This window comes from Streptomyces dryopteridis (genome assembly GCF_049606955.1).
Taxonomy (GTDB): Bacteria; Actinomycetota; Actinomycetes; order Streptomycetales; family Streptomycetaceae; genus Streptomyces.
On the sequence record NZ_CP187113.1, the window covers coordinates 5,310,106 to 5,328,069 of the forward strand.

The window sequence follows — 17,964 nt, forward strand, 5'->3', positions numbered from 1 at the left end:
GAGGTGCCCGTGACCGCGGTCCCCCCTCGGCCCGCCGGCGGCGGTCATAGACTCGCAGCCGTGCTCGACCTCCCCCCCATGGCCCGCTTCGGCGGCCTCCTCGCCACCGATCTCCGTGACGTCACCCACGACCCCGCCGCCCTGGACTCCTCCGGGTTCTGGGCCGTGGCGGCCGATTTCGAGGGCCGTCTCACGTGCGCGCGCTTCGGCGACGTGCGCCCCGCCCCCGTGCCCGCCCCGGTGCCCGGTGCCTGGCGGGGGCCCGCGGCGGACGCCTGGCGCACCTCCCTGGACCGCGCGGGATACACGGCCGGGGTGCGCGCCATCCGCGAGCACATCGCCGCCGGCGAGGTCTACCAGGCCAACCTCTGCCGGGTGCTCTCCGCGCCGCTGCCCGATCCGGCCGCGGCCGACGTGGACGCGCTGACCGCGCTGCTCGCCCGGGGCAACCCGGCCCCCTATGCCGGAACGATTCGCCTGCCCGCCCGGGGCATCGAGATCGCCACCGCCTCGCCCGAGCTGTACCTGCGCCGCACCGGCCCGCTGATCGAGTCCGGCCCCATCAAGGGCACCGGCCGCACCGCCGAGGACCTCCTGGAGAAGGACCACGCCGAGAACGTGATGATCGTGGACCTGGTCCGCAACGACCTCGGCCGGGTCTGCGCCACCGGCACCGTGACCGTGCCCGCCCTGTGCGCCGTCGAGGCCCACCCCGGGCTGGTGCACCTGGTCTCCACCGTCAGCGGCCGGCTCGCCGAGGGCGCCGGCTGGCCCGAGCTGTTCGCCGCCACCTTCCCGCCCGGCTCCGTCACCGGCGCCCCCAAGTCCTCCGCCCTGCGGATCATCGAGGCCCTGGAGACCGCGCCCCGGGGCCCCTACTGCGGGGGGATCGGCTGGGTGGACGCCGACCGGGGCACCGCCGAGCTGGCCGTCGGCATCCGCACCTTCTGGATCGACCGCGAGGCCGCCGGCGGCCCCCGGCTGTGCTTCGGCACCGGGGCCGGCATCACCTGGGGATCCGACCCCGAACGCGAGTGGCAGGAGACCGAACTCAAAGCGAACCGCCTGTTGGGGGTAGCGTCGGGGACGTACCGACCCAGCGGAAGGACCCTCCGGTGAAAATCTGGCTCGACGGGGCGCTGCGCGACAGCGGCGACGCCCGGGTGTCCGTCCTCGACCACGGCCTGACCGTGGGCGACGGCGTATTCGAGACGGTGGAGACGCGCCGCGGCGCGCCCTTCGCCCTCACCCGCCACCTGGCCCGGCTCGCCCGCTCCGCGCGCGGCCTCGGACTGCCCGAGCCCGACCTCGACGAGGTCCGGCGCGCCTGCGAGGCCCTGCTCGCCGAGGACGCCCCGACCCGGGGCCGACTGCGGATCACCTACACCGGCGGGGTCGCCCCCCTCGGCTCGGACCGCGGCGACGCACCCCCCACCCTCGTCGCGGCCCTCGGCGAGATCGGGCCCAGCGCCCCCACCTCGGCCGCCGTCACGGTGCCGTGGGTGCGCAACGAGCGCGGCGCCCTGTCCGGGCTGAAGACCACCTCCTACGGCGAGAACGTGGTGGCCCTGGCGCACGCCCAGCGCGCGGGCGCCTCCGAGGCCCTGTTCGGCAACACCGTCGGCGCCCTGTGCGAGGGCACCGGCTCCAACGTGTTCGTCGTCCTCGACGGGGAACTCCTCACCCCGCCGCTGTCCTCCGGCTGCCTCGCGGGCATCACCCGCGAACTGGTCGTCGAGTGGAGCGGAGCCACCGAGCGGGACCTGCCGCTGGAGGTGCTGACACGGGCCGAGGAGGTCTTCCTCACCGGCACCCTGCGCGGGGTGCAGGGGCTGCACCGGGTCGACGACCGGGAACTGCCCGGCGCGCCCGGCCCCGTCACGGCCAAGGCGCAGGCCGTGTTCGCCGAGCGTTCGGCGGCCGACATCGACCCGTGACCGGCGGCGCCCGCCCGCCGGCGCCGTCCGCCCCCGCACCGCCCGCCGGTGCGGGGGCGGACGGCGTCCGGGGGCCGGCGGCTTCGGGGCCCCGGCGGGTAGAACAACGGGATGACCACGACTCTGCGGCCGGCCGGGCCGCTCCAGCAGACGCCCGACGGGGCGCGCTCCCGCCCCTACGAGGTCCGCGTCAACAGCCGGCGGGTCGGTGCGGTCGTCCTGGCCGCCGACACCGCGTTCGGCCCCAGCGTGGGCGTGATCCGCGGGCTGAACGTGGCCGAGGGGGACCGGCGGCGCGGCCGGGCCACCGTGGCCGCGCTCGCCGGCGAGGAGGTGCTGCGGGGCTGGGGCTGCCGGGAGATCCGGGCGGAGGTGCCGGCCGAGGCGACGGCCGCGCTGCGCATGGCCGACGGGCTCGGCTACCGGGAACTCGGCCGCTACCTGGCCAAGGACCTGACCGAGGGGGCGGCGGAGCCGCTGCCCGAGGGGGTGCGGGACCGGGCGATGACGGGGGAGGAGTACGCGGCCTGGGAGGCGGCCGACCGGATCGAGTACGCCGGGACCTGGATCGCGCGCGGGCTGTCCCCCGAGGCGGCGCGCCTGAAGGCCGAACGCGACCACGCGGTGATGCTGCCCGCGGGCCTGGACAGTCCCGGGGTGGCGTTCCGGGTGCTGGAGGCGGCCGGGGAGCCGGTCGGGCAGGTGTGGGTGGCGCCGGGGACCGCCGGCGGACCCGAGGAGGGGCACGGCTACGTGTTCGACGTGGCGGTGCGCGAGGGACACCGGCGGCGCGGCCACGGCCGGAGCCTGATGCGGGTGGCCGAGCGGGTGGCGCGGGAGGCCGGGCACACGACCCTGTCCCTGCACGTCTTCGCCGACAACACCGGCGCCCGCGAGCTGTACCTGTCGCTGGGCTACCGGCCGACCCGGGTGGTGTTCCGCAAGGAACTGTGGTGAGCCGCGGGGCCCGGGCGCCGTACGAGCGGTGCCCGGGCCGGTCGGTTCAGCCGAGCAGGCCGTCCACGAGCTCCTCGATCCGGGCCCGCAGCCCCTCCTGGCTCTTGCCGCCGTCCAGCCGCTGCCCGGCCACGATCCAGGTGGGGGTGCCGGTGACCTTCAGGGCCTTGCCCTCGGCGTCGTCGGCGTCCACCGTCAACAGGTGCCGGCCGTCGATCAGCGCCGTGTCGAACTCCTCGGCGTCCAGGCCGAGTTCACGAGCCACGTCGATCAACACGGGCTCCCCGCGCCGGCCCAGCTCCTCGGTCCGCGCCAACAGCGCCTCCGCGTAGGGCCATCCGGCGCCCTGCTCGGCGGCCTCCTCGGCGGCCTGCGCGGCGGCGAAGGCCCACTTGTTCTTCGGCAGCGGGAAGTGCCGCAGCACGATCTCCAGCCGGTCGCCGTAGCGCTCGCGCAGCGCGCGCACGTCGTCGAGGGCGCGCGTGCAATCGGGGCACTGGAGGTCGCACCAGAACTCCAGGACGGCGGGGGCGGGGGTGTGGGTATCGCTCATGGGCCCAGTCTCCCAGCCGGCCGACCCCCGACCCAAGCCGGGCGGACCCGGCCGCCCCGACCCTGAGATCTCCCGGAGATCGTCCGCGCGGGCCTCCGATCCCTGGCCCCGGGTCCCGGGGCCGAGGCAGGATGGACGAGGACGGGAAAACGGCCCAAGCCAGGAGGAATCATGCTCGCCGAGACCATCTGCTCCGCGGTGTCCGCCGCCGGTCTGGGGATCGCGGCGATCACGGCCTGGCGCCGGCGCGCGCTCGCCGCCGTGAAGATCGCCGCCTGGTCCCTCGTGCCGGTGGCCCTCGTGCTCACCGGGGCCGTGCAATGGCTCTCCGGGCTGGCCTTCAAGCCCGCCGTCTGGGTCGGCGTCGGACTGCTGGGCCTGTCCTGGCTGCTGCTCACCGTGACCCGGGCCGTGGAACGCCGCCGCGCCGGCAAGGAACCCGCCGAAGCGGTCGAGGGCGGGCCGGCCCGCGCGCCCCGGGGCCGCGCCCCCCGCGCCGCCACCGCCCCCGACGCCTCCGCCCCGGCCCTGGGCGGGACGGCCCCGGGCCACGCCGCGCCCCCCGCCGCGCCCGCCGGACGCGGGGCCGCCGCCGAGGACGACTTCTCCGACATCGAGGCGATCCTGCGCAAGCACGGCATCTGAGCGGGCCGAACGGGTCACCGGTGACGGGTACCACGAGATCCGGTGAACCCGTTCGGCGGTGGGGCGTGTTGGGCGCCCGGGCCCGTGTGCACGAGTAACCATCGGGCCCAAATGATCGACACATCCTCCGGTGACCCCACCGGACCCGCCGCGTCCGCCCTGCCCGTCGTCGCCGAGGAGCCCCGGGGCTGCCTCTTCGCCCTCTCCCAACCGCCGCTGATGATCTTCCTCGCGGTGGTCGGGGTGCTACTGGCCGGCGCCGCCGTCCTCGACCTGCGGCTGCTCTGAGCCGCCGGCCTCCCCGGCCTCCCGCCGCCGCGCCCGGTAGGCCGCCACGTGCAGACGGTTGCCGCAGGTCCGGCTGGAGCAGTAGCGGCGCGAGCGGTTGCGCGAGAGGTCCACGAAGGCCCGCCCGCAATCGGGGGCCTCGCACCGGCGCAGCCGCTCCCGCTCCCCGGAGACGAGGATGAAGGCCAGGGCCATGCCGCCGTCGGCCGCGAGGTGGTCGCCGACCGAGGCGCCCGGCGCGAAATAGTGCACGTGCCAGTCGTAGCCGTCGTGGTTGGTCAACTGCGGGGTGGTGCCGGCCGTCGCGACCAGCTCGTTGACCAGCCGGGCGGCCTCGTGCGCGTCCGCCGCAGCGAACACCCGCGCGAACAGTCCGCGCACCGCCCGCACCCCGGCCAGATCGCGCACCGCCAGCTCGCCCACGTCGCTCACCTCGTGCTCGCGCACGAAGGCGGCCAGGGTGTGGAGGTCCGCGAGGGCGTCCGGGCGGTCCCCGCCCGGGGCGGTGTTCACGAGGGCGACGACGACGTCGAGGGCCCGCCGGGTGTCGTGGGGGATCTGCACGGTGGTCGCTCCCTGAGCCGGTCCCGGACGGCGCGGAGGTCCCGTTGGCCGTCGGCGGCTGACTTTAGGGCATGCCCACGTCGAACCCGACGCCCCCGCCGGCCCGGAACGGGCCCGGACGCGCACCGGCGCCGCCCCGCGGGTGGATCCCGCGGGTGCGACGCCGGTACCGCCGTATGTCGTTGTCCGCCTCACGCCATCGCCCCGAGTCGGACGGCGTGCGACGGGCGCGGAGCTGGTTCAGCTCTCCGCCAGGATGTGCGACAGCTCCTTGTCGAGATCGAAGTGCCGATGCTCCGTCCCCGGCGGGACGGCGGCGTCCGTGCGCTTGAGGAACGATTCGAGGGCTCGGGCGGGGGCTTCGAGCAGGGCTTCTCCCTCCGGGGAGCTGAGGGCGATGCAGACGACGCCCTGACCGTGACTGCGCGACGGCCAGACCCGGACGTCGCCGGTGCCGGTGGGCCGGTGCAGGCCCTCCGCGAGGAGGTCGCGGGCGAAGACCCATTCGACGGTCTCCTCCGCACCGGTGTGGAAGGTGGCGTGCACGGCGTAGGGGTCGGCCGTGTCATACCGCAGGCCCGCGGGAACAGGCAGTGAGGACTCGCTCGACACAACGAGGCGCAGGTGCAGCTCGCAGCTGACCGTGGTGTTCATAAGCGCCAGGGCCTTTCGCTCAGTGTGCGCTCGGGGATTCGCACGTCGGCGAAATCGACATGCCACCGCAGGTGCCGTTGTAAACCCCTCTGACCGTTTTGCGGACCTCTGGGTCCCTCTGTCGGCGGATCGCCGGCGTCCTGCCCCTGTGCTTTCCCCTCCGGTAGATTCGGATCATGAACACGGGGAGTGAGCAGCGGGGGCAGGCCCCCGAGCCGACCGATCCGGACGCCGGGAAGCCGTCCGGAGACGACCGCGAGGGGCGTGCCGACGCCCCCGACGGTGACCGAATCGATATCGACGGGAAGCCGACCGAGGAGGAGCCCGAACACATCTCGAAGGCGCCCGCCTTCATCAAGGCCCGACGCGGCCTGCACCTCAGCTGGCAGGTCGGCGTGTTCGTCGTCGGCCTCGCCGTCATCGGCGCCGGCGTGGCCATGCTGGTCCTGCCCGGACCCGGCTGGTTCGTGATCTTCGCGGGCCTCGCGATCTGGGCCACCGAGTTCGTGTGGGCCCGACTCGCCCTGCGCTGGACCAAGCGCAAGGTCACCGAGGCCGCCCAGCGCGCCCTGGACCCCAAGGTCCGACGCCGCAACATCATCCTGACCGCCACCGGCCTCGTCATCGCCGGCGTACTGATCACCGTCTACCTCGTGAAGTACGGGTTCGTCCTGCCCTGGTCCCTCGACGAGGGCTGAGCCCCACCGCCCGGGGTGATCACGGACGTGGTCGAAGGCACCGCTGACATGGGGTAATGTTCTGTCTGTGCCCGGGCGATTAGCTCAGCGGGAGAGCACTTCGTTCACACCGAAGGGGTCACTGGTTCGATCCCAGTATCGCCCACCCGGGTCCGCAGGCCCCGGAGACCGACAAAGTCTCCGGGGCCTGCGGCGTTTCCGCCGCGATCCCCCGGCCCCGCCCCGCGCGGTCAGCTCCAGCGGCCCAGCGCCGCCCGCAACCGCCGCGCGTCCCGCAGCCGCCGCTCGTACGTGGCCCCCACGCCCAACAGCAGCGCCCCCGCCAGCGCCGGCGGCAGCCACCTCGGCAGCACGCCCACCAGCTGCACCACGTACGGCGCCAGCTCGTGCCCCGCCGTCAGCGCCAGCACCGCCCCGCCCAGCAGCAGCGGCGCCCGCAGCCGGGACCGCGCCCCCCACAGGGTCACCCCCAGCGCCACCAGCCCCAAGGCGAGCGGACGCGCCCAGCCGCCCTCGCCCCACAGCGCGAACAGCGAGGGCGCGAGCGCGAGCGCCAGCCCCGGCCCGTACGCCGACCAGGACCCCGACACCGGCTCCCGACGCCGCCGCAGCGCCCCGAGCCCGAGCAGCAGCAGCGCCGGCGGCGCCGTGTACGCCTCGATCCACGACACCTCCCACCCCGCCAAGCGCACCCACAGCCCGAGCACCCCGAACACCGCGCCCGCCACCGAACCCACCCGCCGCCGGTCCGGCCGCAGCGCCGCCCCCGCGCACACCGCCGCCGCCAGCCCCAGTGCCAGGGACAGCGTCCCCGCACCGCCCGCGAGAGCCGCCCCGAGCAGCGCGCCCAACCCCACGACCCCCGCCGTGAGCTCCACCGACAACCGGTCCCCGGCCGCCCAGCGCGGCCCCGGACGCCAGGCAGCCAGGGCCGGCGGCGCCAACAGCGCCACGGCCGCCCACACCACCGGAACCCCCACCAGGCGCGCCCCCGTCCACACCGGCCCCGCCGCGAGCACCACGGCCGTCGCCGCGTGCGCCCGCCGCACCGGCCCCTCCGTGCCCCGCCGGATCGCCGCGCCCCCGTGCGCCGCCGCCAGGACCGCCCACACCGACAGCGCCCACCACGGGCCCTCGTGCCAGGCCGCGGCGGCCGTCGTCACCGTCGCGAGCAGCGCCGCCGGGGAGACCACCCACGCCGAGACCGAATCCCGCGCCAGGGCCGCCACCGTCGCCACCCCGCCGAGCGCCAGGGACACCGACAGCCACACGCCCACCACCACCGCGAACGGCGCCCCCAGCGCCCCCGGAGCCGCGAACGCCCCGGCCGCCGCCACCACCACGAGCGAGGCCAAGGCCCCCCGCCGCCGGGTGAACCACCGCGTCGCCAACCCCAGACCGGCCGCCGCGAACAGGGTCACCGTCGCCGCGAGACGCTCCGCCCCCGGCATCAGCCCACCGGTCACGGAGTCCGCGAGCCACGGGTCCGTGGCCGCCAGGACCGCCACCGGCAGCGCCGTGACCACCGCGAACCCGCCCGCGATCAACGCCGCCCACGACAGCCCCCGCCGCACCGGGCCCGGCGCGCCCACCCGCTCCGCCGCCGCCCCGGCCGCCAACGCCGCCGCCGGCAGCACCGTCGCCGGCACCACCCAGGCCACCGGCAACACCGGCCCCAGCAGCCCCGTCAGCACCCCCACCGGGGCCAGGGCACCGACCGTCGCGAGCGCCGCCGCCGCGCCCCCGGCCCCGCCCCGCGATACGACCCGCAGCCCCGCCACGACCAGCGCGACCCCCCACAACCCCAGCAGCGCCGCCGCCGGGGCCGCCCCCGCCGGCGCATCCGCCGCCCCCGACACCGTCAGGGCGAACAGTCCCGACAGCGCCGCCGCCGCGATCCCACAGGCCACCGCGAACCCGCGCACCACCCCGGGCCCGGCCCGGTCCACCAGCACCCCGTACCCGACCGCCGTCACCAGCAGGGCCGCGCCCGTCGCCACCGCGTCCCCGCCCGCCGCGTACAACGCCAACGGCGCCGGCAACAGCGCCATCGGCACCGCCCCCACCCGCGACACCGACAACCCCGTCCAGTGCCCGTGCCCCGCCCACCCGGCCGTCAGCACCGCCGCCGCCACCGCCGCGAACGCCGAGTCCGACCACGCGGTGACCTCCAGCGCCCACAGCGCCCACGCGTCGAGCACCGACACCAGCAGCGCCACCCCGGTCAGGGCCCGCGCCGTCGCCCGCAGCCCCCGCCCCGCCAACGGCACCGTCGCCCCGAACAGCGCCGCCGTCACCGACCCCAGCACCAGGGCCCGCCCGCCGATACCCAAGGAACCCCAACTCACCACCGCGAACGCGGCCGCCGCCACCCCGAGCAGCACCGCGCCCAGGGTCAGCAGCACATTGCGCGCCCCGCGCCCCGAGGTCTCGGGCCGAGCCGCCGGAACCGGCGCGGACGGCGTGGCCGGCCCGGCCGGGGCGGCCTGGCGCGCGAGCACGGCGACCAGCCAGGCACGTCGGCGCAGCAGCGCCGCGCGACGGCCGTCGAGGGCGAGCAGTTCCCGATCGACGAGCGCCAGCTCCTCGGCCGGCGACAGGGTGTGGTCCATGGCCGCAGTGTGCTCCCGGCCCCGCCCGGCGGACATGGGCACGGATACTCATTCCCGGTCGAGTACCCCCGGCGCACACTGGGGGCGTGAGCGACCTCTTCCGATTCCGGGCCCACTGGACCCTGGCCGTGTCCCCCGAGCGGGTCTGGGCCGTGCTCGAACGGGTCGAGGAGTACCCCCAGTGGTGGCCGCAGGTGCGGCGGGTGCGCCTGGACCCCGGGGGCCGCTCGGGCACCGCCGAGTTCCGCTCCGCGCTGCCCTACGCGATCCGGCTCGGGGTGAGCGTGCGCCGGCACGACCCCGAGGCCCGGGTCCTCGACCTCGCCCTCACCGGGGACCTCGACGGGTGGGCCCGCTGGACCCTGCGGGAGGAGGACGGCGTCACCCTGGTCCGCTACGCGCAGGAGGTGCGGGTGGTCCGGCCGCTGCTGCGGGCCTTGGCCCGCCCCGCCCGACCCCTGCTCGTGCTCAACCACACGCTGATGATGCGGGCCGGTCGACGCGGTCTGGCCCGGCGGCTGGGAGCGGTTTGAAGGATCGGCCCGGAGCTGTGTATTGTTCAGTGCGTTCCCGGGCGATTAGCTCAGCGGGAGAGCACTTCGTTCACACCGAAGGGGTCACTGGTTCGATCCCAGTATCGCCCACCGGGACAGGCCGGTCCGTCACAGACGGACCGGCCTTCCGCATGTCAGGGCCCCGTTCGGGCCCCCGCGCGGCCGGTCACGCCGCCGGCGACAGCTCCGGCCGCAGCGGCCAGTGCGGGTCCACCGCCTCCGGGGTCCCCTGCCGCGCGAACCACGCCTGCAACCCGCGCGCCTGCGCCGCGTGCCACACCTCCTGGAGGGTGTGCAGCTCGGTGGGGGAGAGCCGCTCCAGCCGGCCCGCGAACCGCCGGCCCACCGCCCGCACCAACTCCAGGGAGGCCAGGGCGTCCGCGCTCGCGTCGTGCGCCCCCGTCAGCTCCACCCCGTAGTGCTCGCACAGCGCCGTCAGCGTGCGCCGGCCCTTGCGGTAGCGGTCGAGGTGCTTGTCCAGGACCCGGGGGTCCAGCACCGTCAACGGGCGCTCGTCCAGGTAGTGCGCGAGCGAGGACGCCCGGTGCCGGCGCAGCTCCCGGTCCAACAGGGTCAGGTCGAAGGGCGCGTTCATCACCACCACCGGCCGGCCCGCCGACTGCTGCTCGGCCAGCCCCCGGGCTATCTCCTCCACCACCGGGGAGGGCCAGCGCCCGTTGTGCTGGAGGTGTTCGTCCGTCAGCCCGTGCACCTCGGTGGCCTCGCGCGGCACCGGGATCCCGGGGTTCACGAGCCAACGGGTGGTGCGCACCCGCCCGCCCGCGCACTCCTGCACCACGAGGGCGGCGGAGACGATCCGGTCCCGCTCGACGTCCACCCCGGTGGTCTCCGTGTCGAACGCGGCCAACGGGCCCTCGTACCAGCGTGTCATGGCCAACTCCTCGGATGTGTGCGCGTCGCGGCGTCGGACGCCCCGGTCCGTCGCGGTCGACGCCGAACGACGGGAACGGTGCCGGCGCCCCGCCCGATTCCGTGATACCCGGGCCGTTTGCCCCGTACGCCGTTTGGCGCAACCCGACCCGGGAGACAACAGCCATGGGGGCGCGCCCGGGTGACCCGCCGTCACCGTGACGGCGCGTGGGGACGGGCATCCGACGCGAGGCGCCCCCCACCAATCCGCAGCACGTTCCGTAGAGCCCGGAAGGCGACGGGGAGCCGGCCATGGCGCTCGCAACACCCGAACCCGGTCCCGTTCCCGAACCCCTGCGGGGTTCGCTGGCGATGACCGCCTGCATGGAGACCCTCCAGGTGGGATACCTGCACGCCGTGGTCGCGGCGGCCGGCTGCTCGCTGTCCCAGCCCTTCCCCGACAACGGGATCGACTGGCACGTCAGCCACGGCGCGCCCGAGCACGCCATCGACGACGAGGTCACCGTGAAGGTGCAGTTGAAGGCCACCTACCAGGTGGCCCCCGAACCGGCCGGGACCAGCTTCGGTTTCACCCTCGACAACGAGCACCTGACCAAGCTGGCCCGGACCCCCGTGGTCGTGCCCCGGATACTCGTGGTGATGGTCGTGCCCCGGATCCGGGCCGACTGGCTGGCCGCCGAGCCCGGCGCGCTGGCCCTGCGCCACTGCTGCTACTGGACCAACCTGGCCGGACATCCGGTGACCGGCCGGCGCCGCACCACGGTGCGCGTCCCGACCGCGCGGATCTTCGACGACCGGGCCCTGTGCGAGATCATGACCCGGGTCGGGTCGGGAGGGACACCCTGATGGCCACGCGACACCCCCTGCACGAGGTCGGGCCCGGCGGCGCGGTCCCCTTCGGCCCCGTCGAGGGCCGCCCGCCCGCGCCCCCGGACCCCGAACGCGTGGACCCCGGGGTGCTCGGCGCCCTGCTGGCGCGGCACGGCTGGCGCCGGCGCGGCGGGCCGGCCGGACGCTACGGGCGGTGGACCCCGCCCGGCCCCGGCGGGGCCCGCACCAGCCTGCTGATCCCCGAGTCCCGGGCGGGCGCCGACTGCGTGGACCTGGTGGAGGAGGCGCTCACGGCCCTGGCCCGGGGCGGGCTGCCCGCCGGGCGGGAGGTGCTGTTCGGGCTGAGCGTGCCCAGCGACGAGATCCGCTGGACCCGGGAGGTCGGGGCGGGGGAGGAGGACGCGTGGGTGGCGCGCGAGCGGCTGTGGGCGGCGGCCCGCCGGATGCTGATCGCGTGCGCCCTGGCCGAGCGGGCCCGGGTCGGCTACCACGGGGCCCGGCACCGGGAACGGGCCGAACGGGCCCTGGACCGAGTGCTGGTCGCGCCCGCCGGGGCGGCCGGCGGCGGCCGGGAGCTGACCGTGTACGTGCCGGTGGTCGGCGGGCGCACCCTGGTGACCCTGCTGCACCACGCCGCGCACGCCGCCCGGGAGGCGGTGGACCTGCGGCGGGCCACCGCCGGGGCGGGCCTGGAGGCGTTCGACGCGGCGGTGGCCGCCGGAGTCGGCCGCGAGTTCACGGACGCGCTGATCGCGCTGGTCACCGGCGCGGAGGGCGGTTCGGTCGCGCCGACCTGGGCCCCGGCCGCGGGCGCCCCGGCGGGCTGCGCGGCCCGGCCGGAGCCGGTGGAGTTCTCCCCCGGGGACCTGCCGACGCTGCGGGAGGCCGCCGTCCGCTACACCACCGCCGAGCCCTCGGTGCCGGTGCGGATCGACGGGGCGGTGCAGCGGCTGCGGCGGCGCAGCGCGGGCGGCGGGGGCACGGTGCGGATCCGGGTGCTGGCCGGGGCCGAGGTGTCGGTGGTGCGGGTGGCCCTGGACGAGGCCGCGTACCGGACCGCCGGGGAGGCCCACCTGCGGGGCCTGCCGGTGCGGGTGGAGGGCCGGCTGCAACGGCGCGGCGGCTTCCGCCGGCTGGCCGACCCGCACGGGCTGACCGTGCTGCCGCTGGACGCCGTGGAGCGCGACCGGCTGATGAAGTCCCTGGGGGAGGAGTCCGACGCGGGCTGAATCGTCCTAGCGGGCCGGGACGGTGAAGGCGGCCAGGGTGAGGCCGGGCGCGGGGGAGAGGTCCGCGCCGCGCGGGAAGCCGAAGCGGGTGTAGAGGGCGACGGCCGGGGCGTTGGCCGCCCCCGTGGTCAGCGACAGCGGTCCGGCGGGCCGCCCGGGGTGCGCGAGGAAGGCGGTGAGCAGCCGGGAGGCCACCCCGCGCCGGAAGAGGGCCGGGTCCACGCACAGCCGGTCCACGGCCGTCTCCTCCCAGGCCAGGAAGCCGGCGAGGGCGCCGTCGGGGGTGCGGGCGCCGAGCCAGGTCAGCTCCCGGGCCCGCAGCTCGGCCTCCGATTCGCGCAGCGCCGGCAGGTCGGGGAAGCCGATCAGCTCGGCCTCCACCGCGTAGGAGGCCCGCCCCAGCCGGTGCGCGGCGGTCAGGGTGGCGGGCTCGGAGAGGTCGAGGGGGCCGAGGACGAGGGGCTGCTGGGCGTCGGGCATGATCGCGAGCCTACGGGTCGTGGGCCCGGCCCCGGCAAACCGTTTCGCGACCCGGTGCCTCGGCTCGGTACGATTCCTTTCGCGCGCAGTGACCACACTGCGGCAAGCCTGAGTACCAAGGAGAAACCGGTGTCGGACGTCCGTGTGATCATCCAACGCGATTCCGAGCGGGATGAGCGAGTGGTGACCACGGGCACCACGGCCGCCGAACTCTTCGCCGGCGAGCGCACCGTCGTGGCCGTGCGCGTCGCGGGGGAGCTGAAGGACCTGGCGTACGCGCCGGCCGAGGGCGAGGTCGTGGAACCGGTCGAGGTCTCCTCGCCCGACGGCCTCGACATCCTGCGCCACTCCACCGCGCACGTGATGGCCCAGGCCGTGCAGGAGCTGTTCCCGGAGGCCAAGCTCGGCATCGGCCCGCCGGTCCGCGACGGCTTCTACTACGACTTCGACGTGGCCCGGCCCTTCACCCCGGAGGACCTCAAGGCCGTCGAGAAGAAGATGCAGGAGATCGTCAAGCGCGGTCAGCGCTTCTCGCGCCGCGTGGTGACCGACGAGGCCGCCCGCGAGGAGCTGGCCGGCGAGCCGTACAAGCTGGAGCTGATCGGCCTCAAGGGCTCCGCCTCCGCCGAGGACGGCGCGGACGTGGAGGTCGGCGCCCCCCCCCCCCCCCCCCCCCCCCCCCCCCCCCCCCCCCCCCCCCCCCCCCCCCCCCCCCCCCCCCCCCCCCCCCCCCCCCCCCCCCCCCCCCCCCCCCCCCCCCCCCCCCCCCCCCCCCCCCCCCCCCCCCCCCCCCCCCCCCCCCCCCCCCCCCCCCCCCCCCCCCCCCCCCCCCCCCCCCCCCCCCCCCCCCCCCCCCCCCCCCCCCCCCCCCCCCCCCCCCCCCCCCCCCCCCCCCCCCCCCCCCCCCCCCCCCCCCCCCCCCCCCCCCCCCCCCCCCCCCCCCCCCCCCCCCCCCCCCCCCCCCCCCCCCCCCCCCCCCCCCCCCCCCCCCCCCCCCCCCCCCCCCCCCCCCCCCCCCCCCCCCCCCCCCCCCCCCCCCCCCCCCCCCCCCCCCCCCCCCCCCCCCCCCCCCCCCCCCCCCCCCCCCCCCCCCCCCCCCCCCCCCCCCCCCCCCCCCCCCCCCCCCCCCCCCCCCCCCCCCCCCCCCCCCCCCCCCCGGCGAGCTGACCATCTACGACAACCTGGACGCCAAGACCGGCGAGCTGTGCTGGAAGGACCTCTGCCGGGGTCCGCACCTGCCCACCACCCGCGTCATCCCCGCGTTCAAGCTGATGCGCAACGCCGCCGCCTACTGGCGCGGCAGCGAGAAGAACCCGATGCTCCAGCGCATCTACGGCACCGCCTGGCCCTCGAAGGAGGAGCTCAAGGCGCACCTCGACTTCCTCGCCGAGGCCGAGAAGCGCGACCACCGCCGGCTCGGCGTGGAACTCGACCTGTTCTCCGTGCAGGACGAGATCGGCTCCGGCCTCGCCGTCTTCCACCCCCGGGGCGGCGTCATCCGCCGCACCATGGAGGACTACAGCCGCAAGCGGCACGAGGAAGAGGGCTACGAGTTCGTCTACACCCCGCACGCCACCAAGGGCACCCTCTTCGAGAAGAGCGGCCACCTGGACTGGTACGCGGACGGCATGTACCCCCCCATGCAGCTCGACGGTGGTACCGACTACTACCTCAAGCCCATGAACTGCCCGATGCACAACCTGATCTTCGACGCGCGCGGGCGCTCCTACCGTGAGCTGCCGCTGCGCCTGTTCGAGTTCGGCACCGTGTACCGGTACGAGAAGTCGGGCGTGGTGCACGGCCTGACCCGCTCGCGCGGGTTCACCCAGGACGACGCGCACATCTACTGCACCAAGGAGCAGATGGCGGAGGAGCTCGACCGCACCCTCACCTTCGTGCTCAACCTGCTGCGCGACTACGGTCTGACCGACTTCTACCTGGAGCTGTCCACCAAGGACCCGGAGAAGTACGTCGGCTCCGACGAGGTGTGGGAGGAGGCCACCGCCACCCTCGCCCAGGTCGCCGAGAAGCAGGGCCTGCCGCTGGTCCCGGACCCGGGCGGCGCCGCGTTCTACGGCCCGAAGATCTCGGTCCAGTGCCGCGACGCCATCGGCCGCACCTGGCAGATGTCCACCGTGCAGCTCGACTTCAACCTGCCCGAGCGCTTCAACCTGGAGTACACCGCCGCCGACGGCTCGCGGCAGCGTCCGGTCATGATCCACCGGGCCCTGTTCGGTTCGATCGAGCGCTTCTTCGCGGTGCTGCTGGAGCACTACGCGGGCCACATGCCGCCGTGGCTGGCCCCCGTGCAGGCCGTGGGCATCCCGATCGGCGACGCGCACGTGGACTACCTCCGCGAGTTCGCCGCCGAGGCCCGCAAGAAGGGGCTCCGCGTGGACGTGGACGCCTCCTCGGACCGGATGCAGAAGAAGATCCGCAACCACCAGAAGCTGAAGGTCCCGTTCATGATCATCGTCGGTGACGAGGACATGGCCGCGGGCACCGTCTCCTTCCGCTACCGCGACGGCTCCCAGGAGAACGGCGTGCCCCGCGAGGAGGCGCTGGCCAAGCTCGTGGACGTGGTCGAGCGGCGCGTGCAGGTCTGAACCGCCCCGTGACCCGCGGGGGAGGGCCCCCGGTCGGCGACCGCCGACCGGGGGCCCTCCTCGTCCCCGCCCGCGAGGTCATATGCTGCACACCATGACGATTGAGCCGGAGCAGCAGATCGGTGTGGGCACGCAGGACGCGTTCCAGCGGCTGTGGACCCCCCACCGGATGGCCTACATCCAAGGGGAGAACAAGCCCAGCGGCCCGGAGGCCGGCGACGGCTGTCCGTTCTGCGGGATCCCGGCCATGTCCGACACCGACGGACTCGTGGTGGCCCGCGGCAAACACGTCTACGCCGTGCTCAACCTCTACCCGTACAACGGCGGCCACCTGATGGTCGTGCCCTACCGGCACGTGGCCGACTACACCGAGCTCGACGCCGACGAGACCCTCGAACTCGCCGACCTCACCAAGCGCGCCATGGTCGCCCTGCGGGCCGCCTCCGGCGCGCACGGGTTCAACATCGGCATGAACCAGGGCGCCGCCGCCGGCGCGGGCATCGCCGCCCACCTGCACCAGCACATCGTGCCGCGCTGGGGCGGGGACACGAACTTCATGCCGGTGGTCGGCCACACCAAGGTGCTCCCGCAGCTCCTCGCCGACACCCGGCAGATGCTCGCCGACTCCTGGCCCACGGACTGACCCGGCCCTTCCCCTTCCGCGTGACGCGGTCCGGCCCCGCCCCCGACGATCCGGGGGCGGGGCCGGAGCCGTCTCAGCCGTCGTGGACGTCGGCCTTGCGGGGGCTGGGGTCCTGGGCGAAACCGTTGACGATCATCGAACGGGTCGCGAAGCGCTCGGTGTCGCAGCCGTTCTCCTCCAGTACCTTCATGGCCGCCGCGTGCACCACCCGCAGCACCGGGGTGGCCGTGCGCATCGCGTCGTCGGCCATGAACCGGTGGCGCCACATCGACCCGGCCCACACGTGCCGCACCCCGAAGGGCTCCGGCAGCACCAGCTTGCCGCCCAGGTACTCCAGCAGCGGCGGGTACCAGGTCAGCGGGGCCCGCACCATCAGCCGGACCACCTCCTCGGTGTCGCAGACCGGCAGGGTCCGCTCCACCGTCTGCCAGAACTTGACGGTCTTGGGCACGTCCACGGTCTTGGCCTTCGGCTTGGTGGTGAACAGCCCGTGCACCGGCCCCAGCGAATGCCCCGTCACCTCCACCCGCAGGGTCTGGTAGAGCACCGTCACCGTCACCATCATCGTGATCACCAACTGGCCGTCCCACAGCGGCCACTGGATCCCCAGGTAGTGCCGGTCGCCCGCGCTGAACTGCTGCTCGTTGCAGATCCGGGTGACCTCGTGCGGCTTGATCACGAACTGGTCCACCGAGTCCCCCGAGGGCCGGGTGACCTCCTTGGCGCCCTCGCCGATCGGGCTGACCACCCAGTGCCGGATCGAGGGGGCCGGGAAACCGCCCGTGTGCAGGGGCCCGCGGTCGATCATCCGGAGCTGGTCGTGGATCACCCGGATCACGTCCCAACTGCGGAACGGGTGGATCTCGCCGCCCTCCTTGGCGGGCACCAAGTCCTCGGCCATCTGCCAGGAACCCCACCGGCTGCCCATGCCGAGCACGCCCTTGGGGCCGGCGTAGAACACCGCGTTGCTGTCGTCCTCGGCCGTCAGCCGGGCCAACTGCTGCCGCAGCTCCTCCCGGGCCTTCTCGTTCGGATTGCCCGGCACCGCGTCCGGGACCTTCGCCGTGACCGCGCCGCCGCCCAGCAGACCGTCCCAGTGGGCCCGCAGGTCCACCGCCGTCCGCTCGCACAGCCGCCGGGCCAGGAACCAACCCACCGCCGGCGCGATCAGCATCGCCCGCAGGTATATGCCCCAGAACCCGTCCACCGGCAGCCGGAACATCGCCACCGCCGCGAGTATCCCCACGCCCACCAGCAGGGCCGTGCCCGCCCAGGAACCGTGCTTGCGGCCCTCCGAGGTCAGCGTGCGACGCAACTGGAACAACACCAGCCACAGCAGCAGCCCCGGCAGGAAGAGCACCCCGCACAGCACCGTGATCCACCGCAGCCGCCGGTCCCGCTCCCGCCGGATCCGCGAGGCCGACAGGCTGTGCTCCACCACCGTGCGCGGATCCGCGCCGAAGGACTGGATCAGCGGCTTGCGCCCGCCCCCCAGCATCCGGGCCTCCACCGCGCGCGAGAACGCCTCGCCGAGATTGGGCGCGAAGATCGACAACCGGCCCTTCTTCACCTCGGAGGCGTGGTACTCGTTGTCGGCCTCCAGGATCGTCTCGACCTTGTCGTCCCGGTACGCGGCCGAGGCCAGCGCGTTCGTCGCCGCCGTGCGCCCGCCCCCGCCCTGGAGGGGGACCTGAGCCCCCGGCCTGAAGTCGAAACCGTCGTCCGCCACCGCTGCCCCCATCACCACGCTCGTCGCTGCCGGGCCCACCCGATGTGTCTTCCCCGCCGACGGACGAGCCTATCGGCGGAGATCGGGCCACGG

Annotated in this window: 17 protein-coding genes, 2 tRNA genes and 2 pseudogenes; 14 read left to right on the forward strand and 7 right to left on the reverse strand. The window is 75.5% G+C overall.

Features of this window, described 5'->3' with window-relative positions:
• Positions 1–60: 60 nt before the first annotated feature.
• From ACN20G_RS22805 to ACN20G_RS22815, 3 genes are all read left to right on the forward strand, one after another.
• A complete protein-coding gene (locus ACN20G_RS22805) occupies positions 61–1,119 on the forward strand; it encodes a chorismate-binding protein (RefSeq protein ID WP_424214667.1) in 1,059 nt (352 codons plus the stop codon).
• Complete coding sequence (locus ACN20G_RS22810; protein WP_424214668.1) at positions 1,116–1,937, forward strand: aminotransferase class IV; 822 nt, start codon at positions 1,116–1,118, stop codon at positions 1,935–1,937. The genes ACN20G_RS22805 and ACN20G_RS22810 overlap by 4 nt, the downstream gene beginning before the upstream one ends.
• A 111-nt stretch (positions 1,938–2,048) precedes the next feature.
• Positions 2,049–2,894, forward strand: coding sequence for a GNAT family N-acetyltransferase (locus ACN20G_RS22815; RefSeq protein ID WP_424214669.1), 846 nt, complete (start codon positions 2,049–2,051; stop codon positions 2,892–2,894).
• Positions 2,895–2,940: 46 nt separating this feature from the next.
• On the opposite strand, the gene ACN20G_RS22820 is transcribed toward ACN20G_RS22815, so the two are convergent.
• Positions 2,941–3,447: a DsbA family protein gene (locus ACN20G_RS22820; RefSeq protein WP_424214670.1), complete on the reverse strand. Its 507-nt coding sequence runs from the start codon at positions 3,445–3,447 to the stop codon at positions 2,941–2,943.
• 171 nt (positions 3,448–3,618) lie between these two features.
• Here ACN20G_RS22820 and ACN20G_RS22825 point away from each other — a divergent pair, with 171 nt between their 5' ends.
• Both ACN20G_RS22825 and ACN20G_RS22830 read left to right on the forward strand, forming a co-directional pair.
• The gene (locus tag ACN20G_RS22825) at positions 3,619–4,092 is read left to right on the forward strand and encodes a hypothetical protein (protein WP_424214671.1); all 474 of its coding nucleotides are present in this window, start codon (positions 3,619–3,621) and stop codon (positions 4,090–4,092) included.
• 111 nt (positions 4,093–4,203) lie between these two features.
• On the forward strand, positions 4,204–4,380 hold the full coding sequence (locus ACN20G_RS22830) for a hypothetical protein (protein ID WP_424214672.1): 177 nt from the start codon (positions 4,204–4,206) through the stop codon (positions 4,378–4,380).
• Here ACN20G_RS22830 and ACN20G_RS22835 read toward each other — a convergent pair.
• Positions 4,339–4,944 (reverse strand): CGNR zinc finger domain-containing protein, encoded by a 606-nt coding sequence (locus tag ACN20G_RS22835; RefSeq protein WP_424214673.1) that lies wholly within the window; start codon positions 4,942–4,944, stop codon positions 4,339–4,341. The genes ACN20G_RS22830 and ACN20G_RS22835 overlap by 42 nt on opposite strands.
• A gap of 240 nt (positions 4,945–5,184) precedes the next feature.
• Positions 5,185–5,598, reverse strand: a complete 414-nt coding sequence (locus ACN20G_RS22840) for an SsgA family sporulation/cell division regulator (RefSeq protein ID WP_030011909.1) — start codon at positions 5,596–5,598, stop codon at positions 5,185–5,187.
• Between the two features lie 176 nt (positions 5,599–5,774).
• Between ACN20G_RS22840 and ACN20G_RS22845 the strand changes: the two genes are divergently transcribed.
• Positions 5,775–6,296 carry a TIGR02611 family protein gene (locus tag ACN20G_RS22845; protein ID WP_424214674.1) on the forward strand — a complete coding sequence of 174 codons (522 nt, stop codon included), beginning with the start codon at positions 5,775–5,777 and terminating at the stop codon, positions 6,294–6,296.
• A 73-nt stretch (positions 6,297–6,369) separates the two neighbouring features.
• A tRNA-Val gene (locus ACN20G_RS22850) sits at positions 6,370–6,441 on the forward strand.
• 85 nt (positions 6,442–6,526) lie between these two features.
• Here ACN20G_RS22850 and ACN20G_RS22855 read toward each other — a convergent pair.
• A complete protein-coding gene (locus tag ACN20G_RS22855; protein WP_424214675.1) occupies positions 6,527–8,908 on the reverse strand; it encodes an SCO7613 C-terminal domain-containing membrane protein in 2,382 nt (793 codons plus the stop codon).
• Positions 8,909–8,994: 86 nt separating this feature from the next.
• Here ACN20G_RS22855 and ACN20G_RS22860 point away from each other — a divergent pair, with 86 nt between their 5' ends.
• A complete protein-coding gene (locus tag ACN20G_RS22860; protein WP_424214676.1) occupies positions 8,995–9,441 on the forward strand; it encodes an SRPBCC family protein in 447 nt (148 codons plus the stop codon).
• 39 nt (positions 9,442–9,480) lie between these two features.
• Positions 9,481–9,552 (forward strand) — tRNA-Val (locus ACN20G_RS22865).
• Positions 9,553–9,628: 76 nt separating this feature from the next.
• Here the strand turns inward: ACN20G_RS22865 and ACN20G_RS22870 are convergent.
• Positions 9,629–10,354 (reverse strand): 3'-5' exonuclease, encoded by a 726-nt coding sequence (locus ACN20G_RS22870; protein ID WP_424214677.1) that lies wholly within the window; start codon positions 10,352–10,354, stop codon positions 9,629–9,631.
• Positions 10,355–10,644: 290 nt separating this feature from the next.
• Between ACN20G_RS22870 and ACN20G_RS22875 the strand changes: the two genes are divergently transcribed.
• Positions 10,645–11,199 (forward strand): DUF4365 domain-containing protein, encoded by a 555-nt coding sequence (locus ACN20G_RS22875; protein WP_424214678.1) that lies wholly within the window; start codon positions 10,645–10,647, stop codon positions 11,197–11,199.
• A complete protein-coding gene (locus tag ACN20G_RS22880) occupies positions 11,199–12,413 on the forward strand; it encodes a hypothetical protein (protein ID WP_424214679.1) in 1,215 nt (404 codons plus the stop codon). Before ACN20G_RS22875 ends, ACN20G_RS22880 begins: the two co-directional genes overlap by 1 nt.
• Positions 12,414–12,419: 6 nt before the next feature.
• Here ACN20G_RS22880 and ACN20G_RS22885 read toward each other — a convergent pair whose 3' ends face one another.
• Positions 12,420–12,893 carry a GNAT family N-acetyltransferase gene (locus tag ACN20G_RS22885; protein ID WP_424214680.1) on the reverse strand — a complete coding sequence of 158 codons (474 nt, stop codon included), beginning with the start codon at positions 12,891–12,893 and terminating at the stop codon, positions 12,420–12,422.
• 129 nt (positions 12,894–13,022) lie between these two features.
• On the opposite strand from ACN20G_RS22885, the pseudogene thrS (ACN20G_RS22890) reads away from it, so the two are divergent.
• The 3 genes and pseudogenes from thrS (ACN20G_RS22890) to ACN20G_RS22900 all read left to right on the forward strand — a co-directional run.
• Positions 13,023–13,547: pseudogene (thrS, locus tag ACN20G_RS22890) on the forward strand (threonine--tRNA ligase); the annotation flags it as partial.
• A gap of 503 nt (positions 13,548–14,050) precedes the next feature.
• Positions 14,051–15,499 (forward strand): annotated as a pseudogene (gene thrS, locus ACN20G_RS22895) (threonine--tRNA ligase); the annotation flags it as partial.
• A gap of 82 nt (positions 15,500–15,581) precedes the next feature.
• The gene (locus ACN20G_RS22900) at positions 15,582–16,142 is read left to right on the forward strand and encodes an HIT family protein (protein ID WP_424214681.1); all 561 of its coding nucleotides are present in this window, start codon (positions 15,582–15,584) and stop codon (positions 16,140–16,142) included.
• A gap of 73 nt (positions 16,143–16,215) precedes the next feature.
• Here ACN20G_RS22900 and ACN20G_RS22905 read toward each other — a convergent pair whose 3' ends face one another.
• Positions 16,216–17,871 (reverse strand): hypothetical protein, encoded by a 1,656-nt coding sequence (locus ACN20G_RS22905; RefSeq protein ID WP_424214682.1) that lies wholly within the window; start codon positions 17,869–17,871, stop codon positions 16,216–16,218.
• Positions 17,872–17,964: the final 93 nt, after the last annotated feature.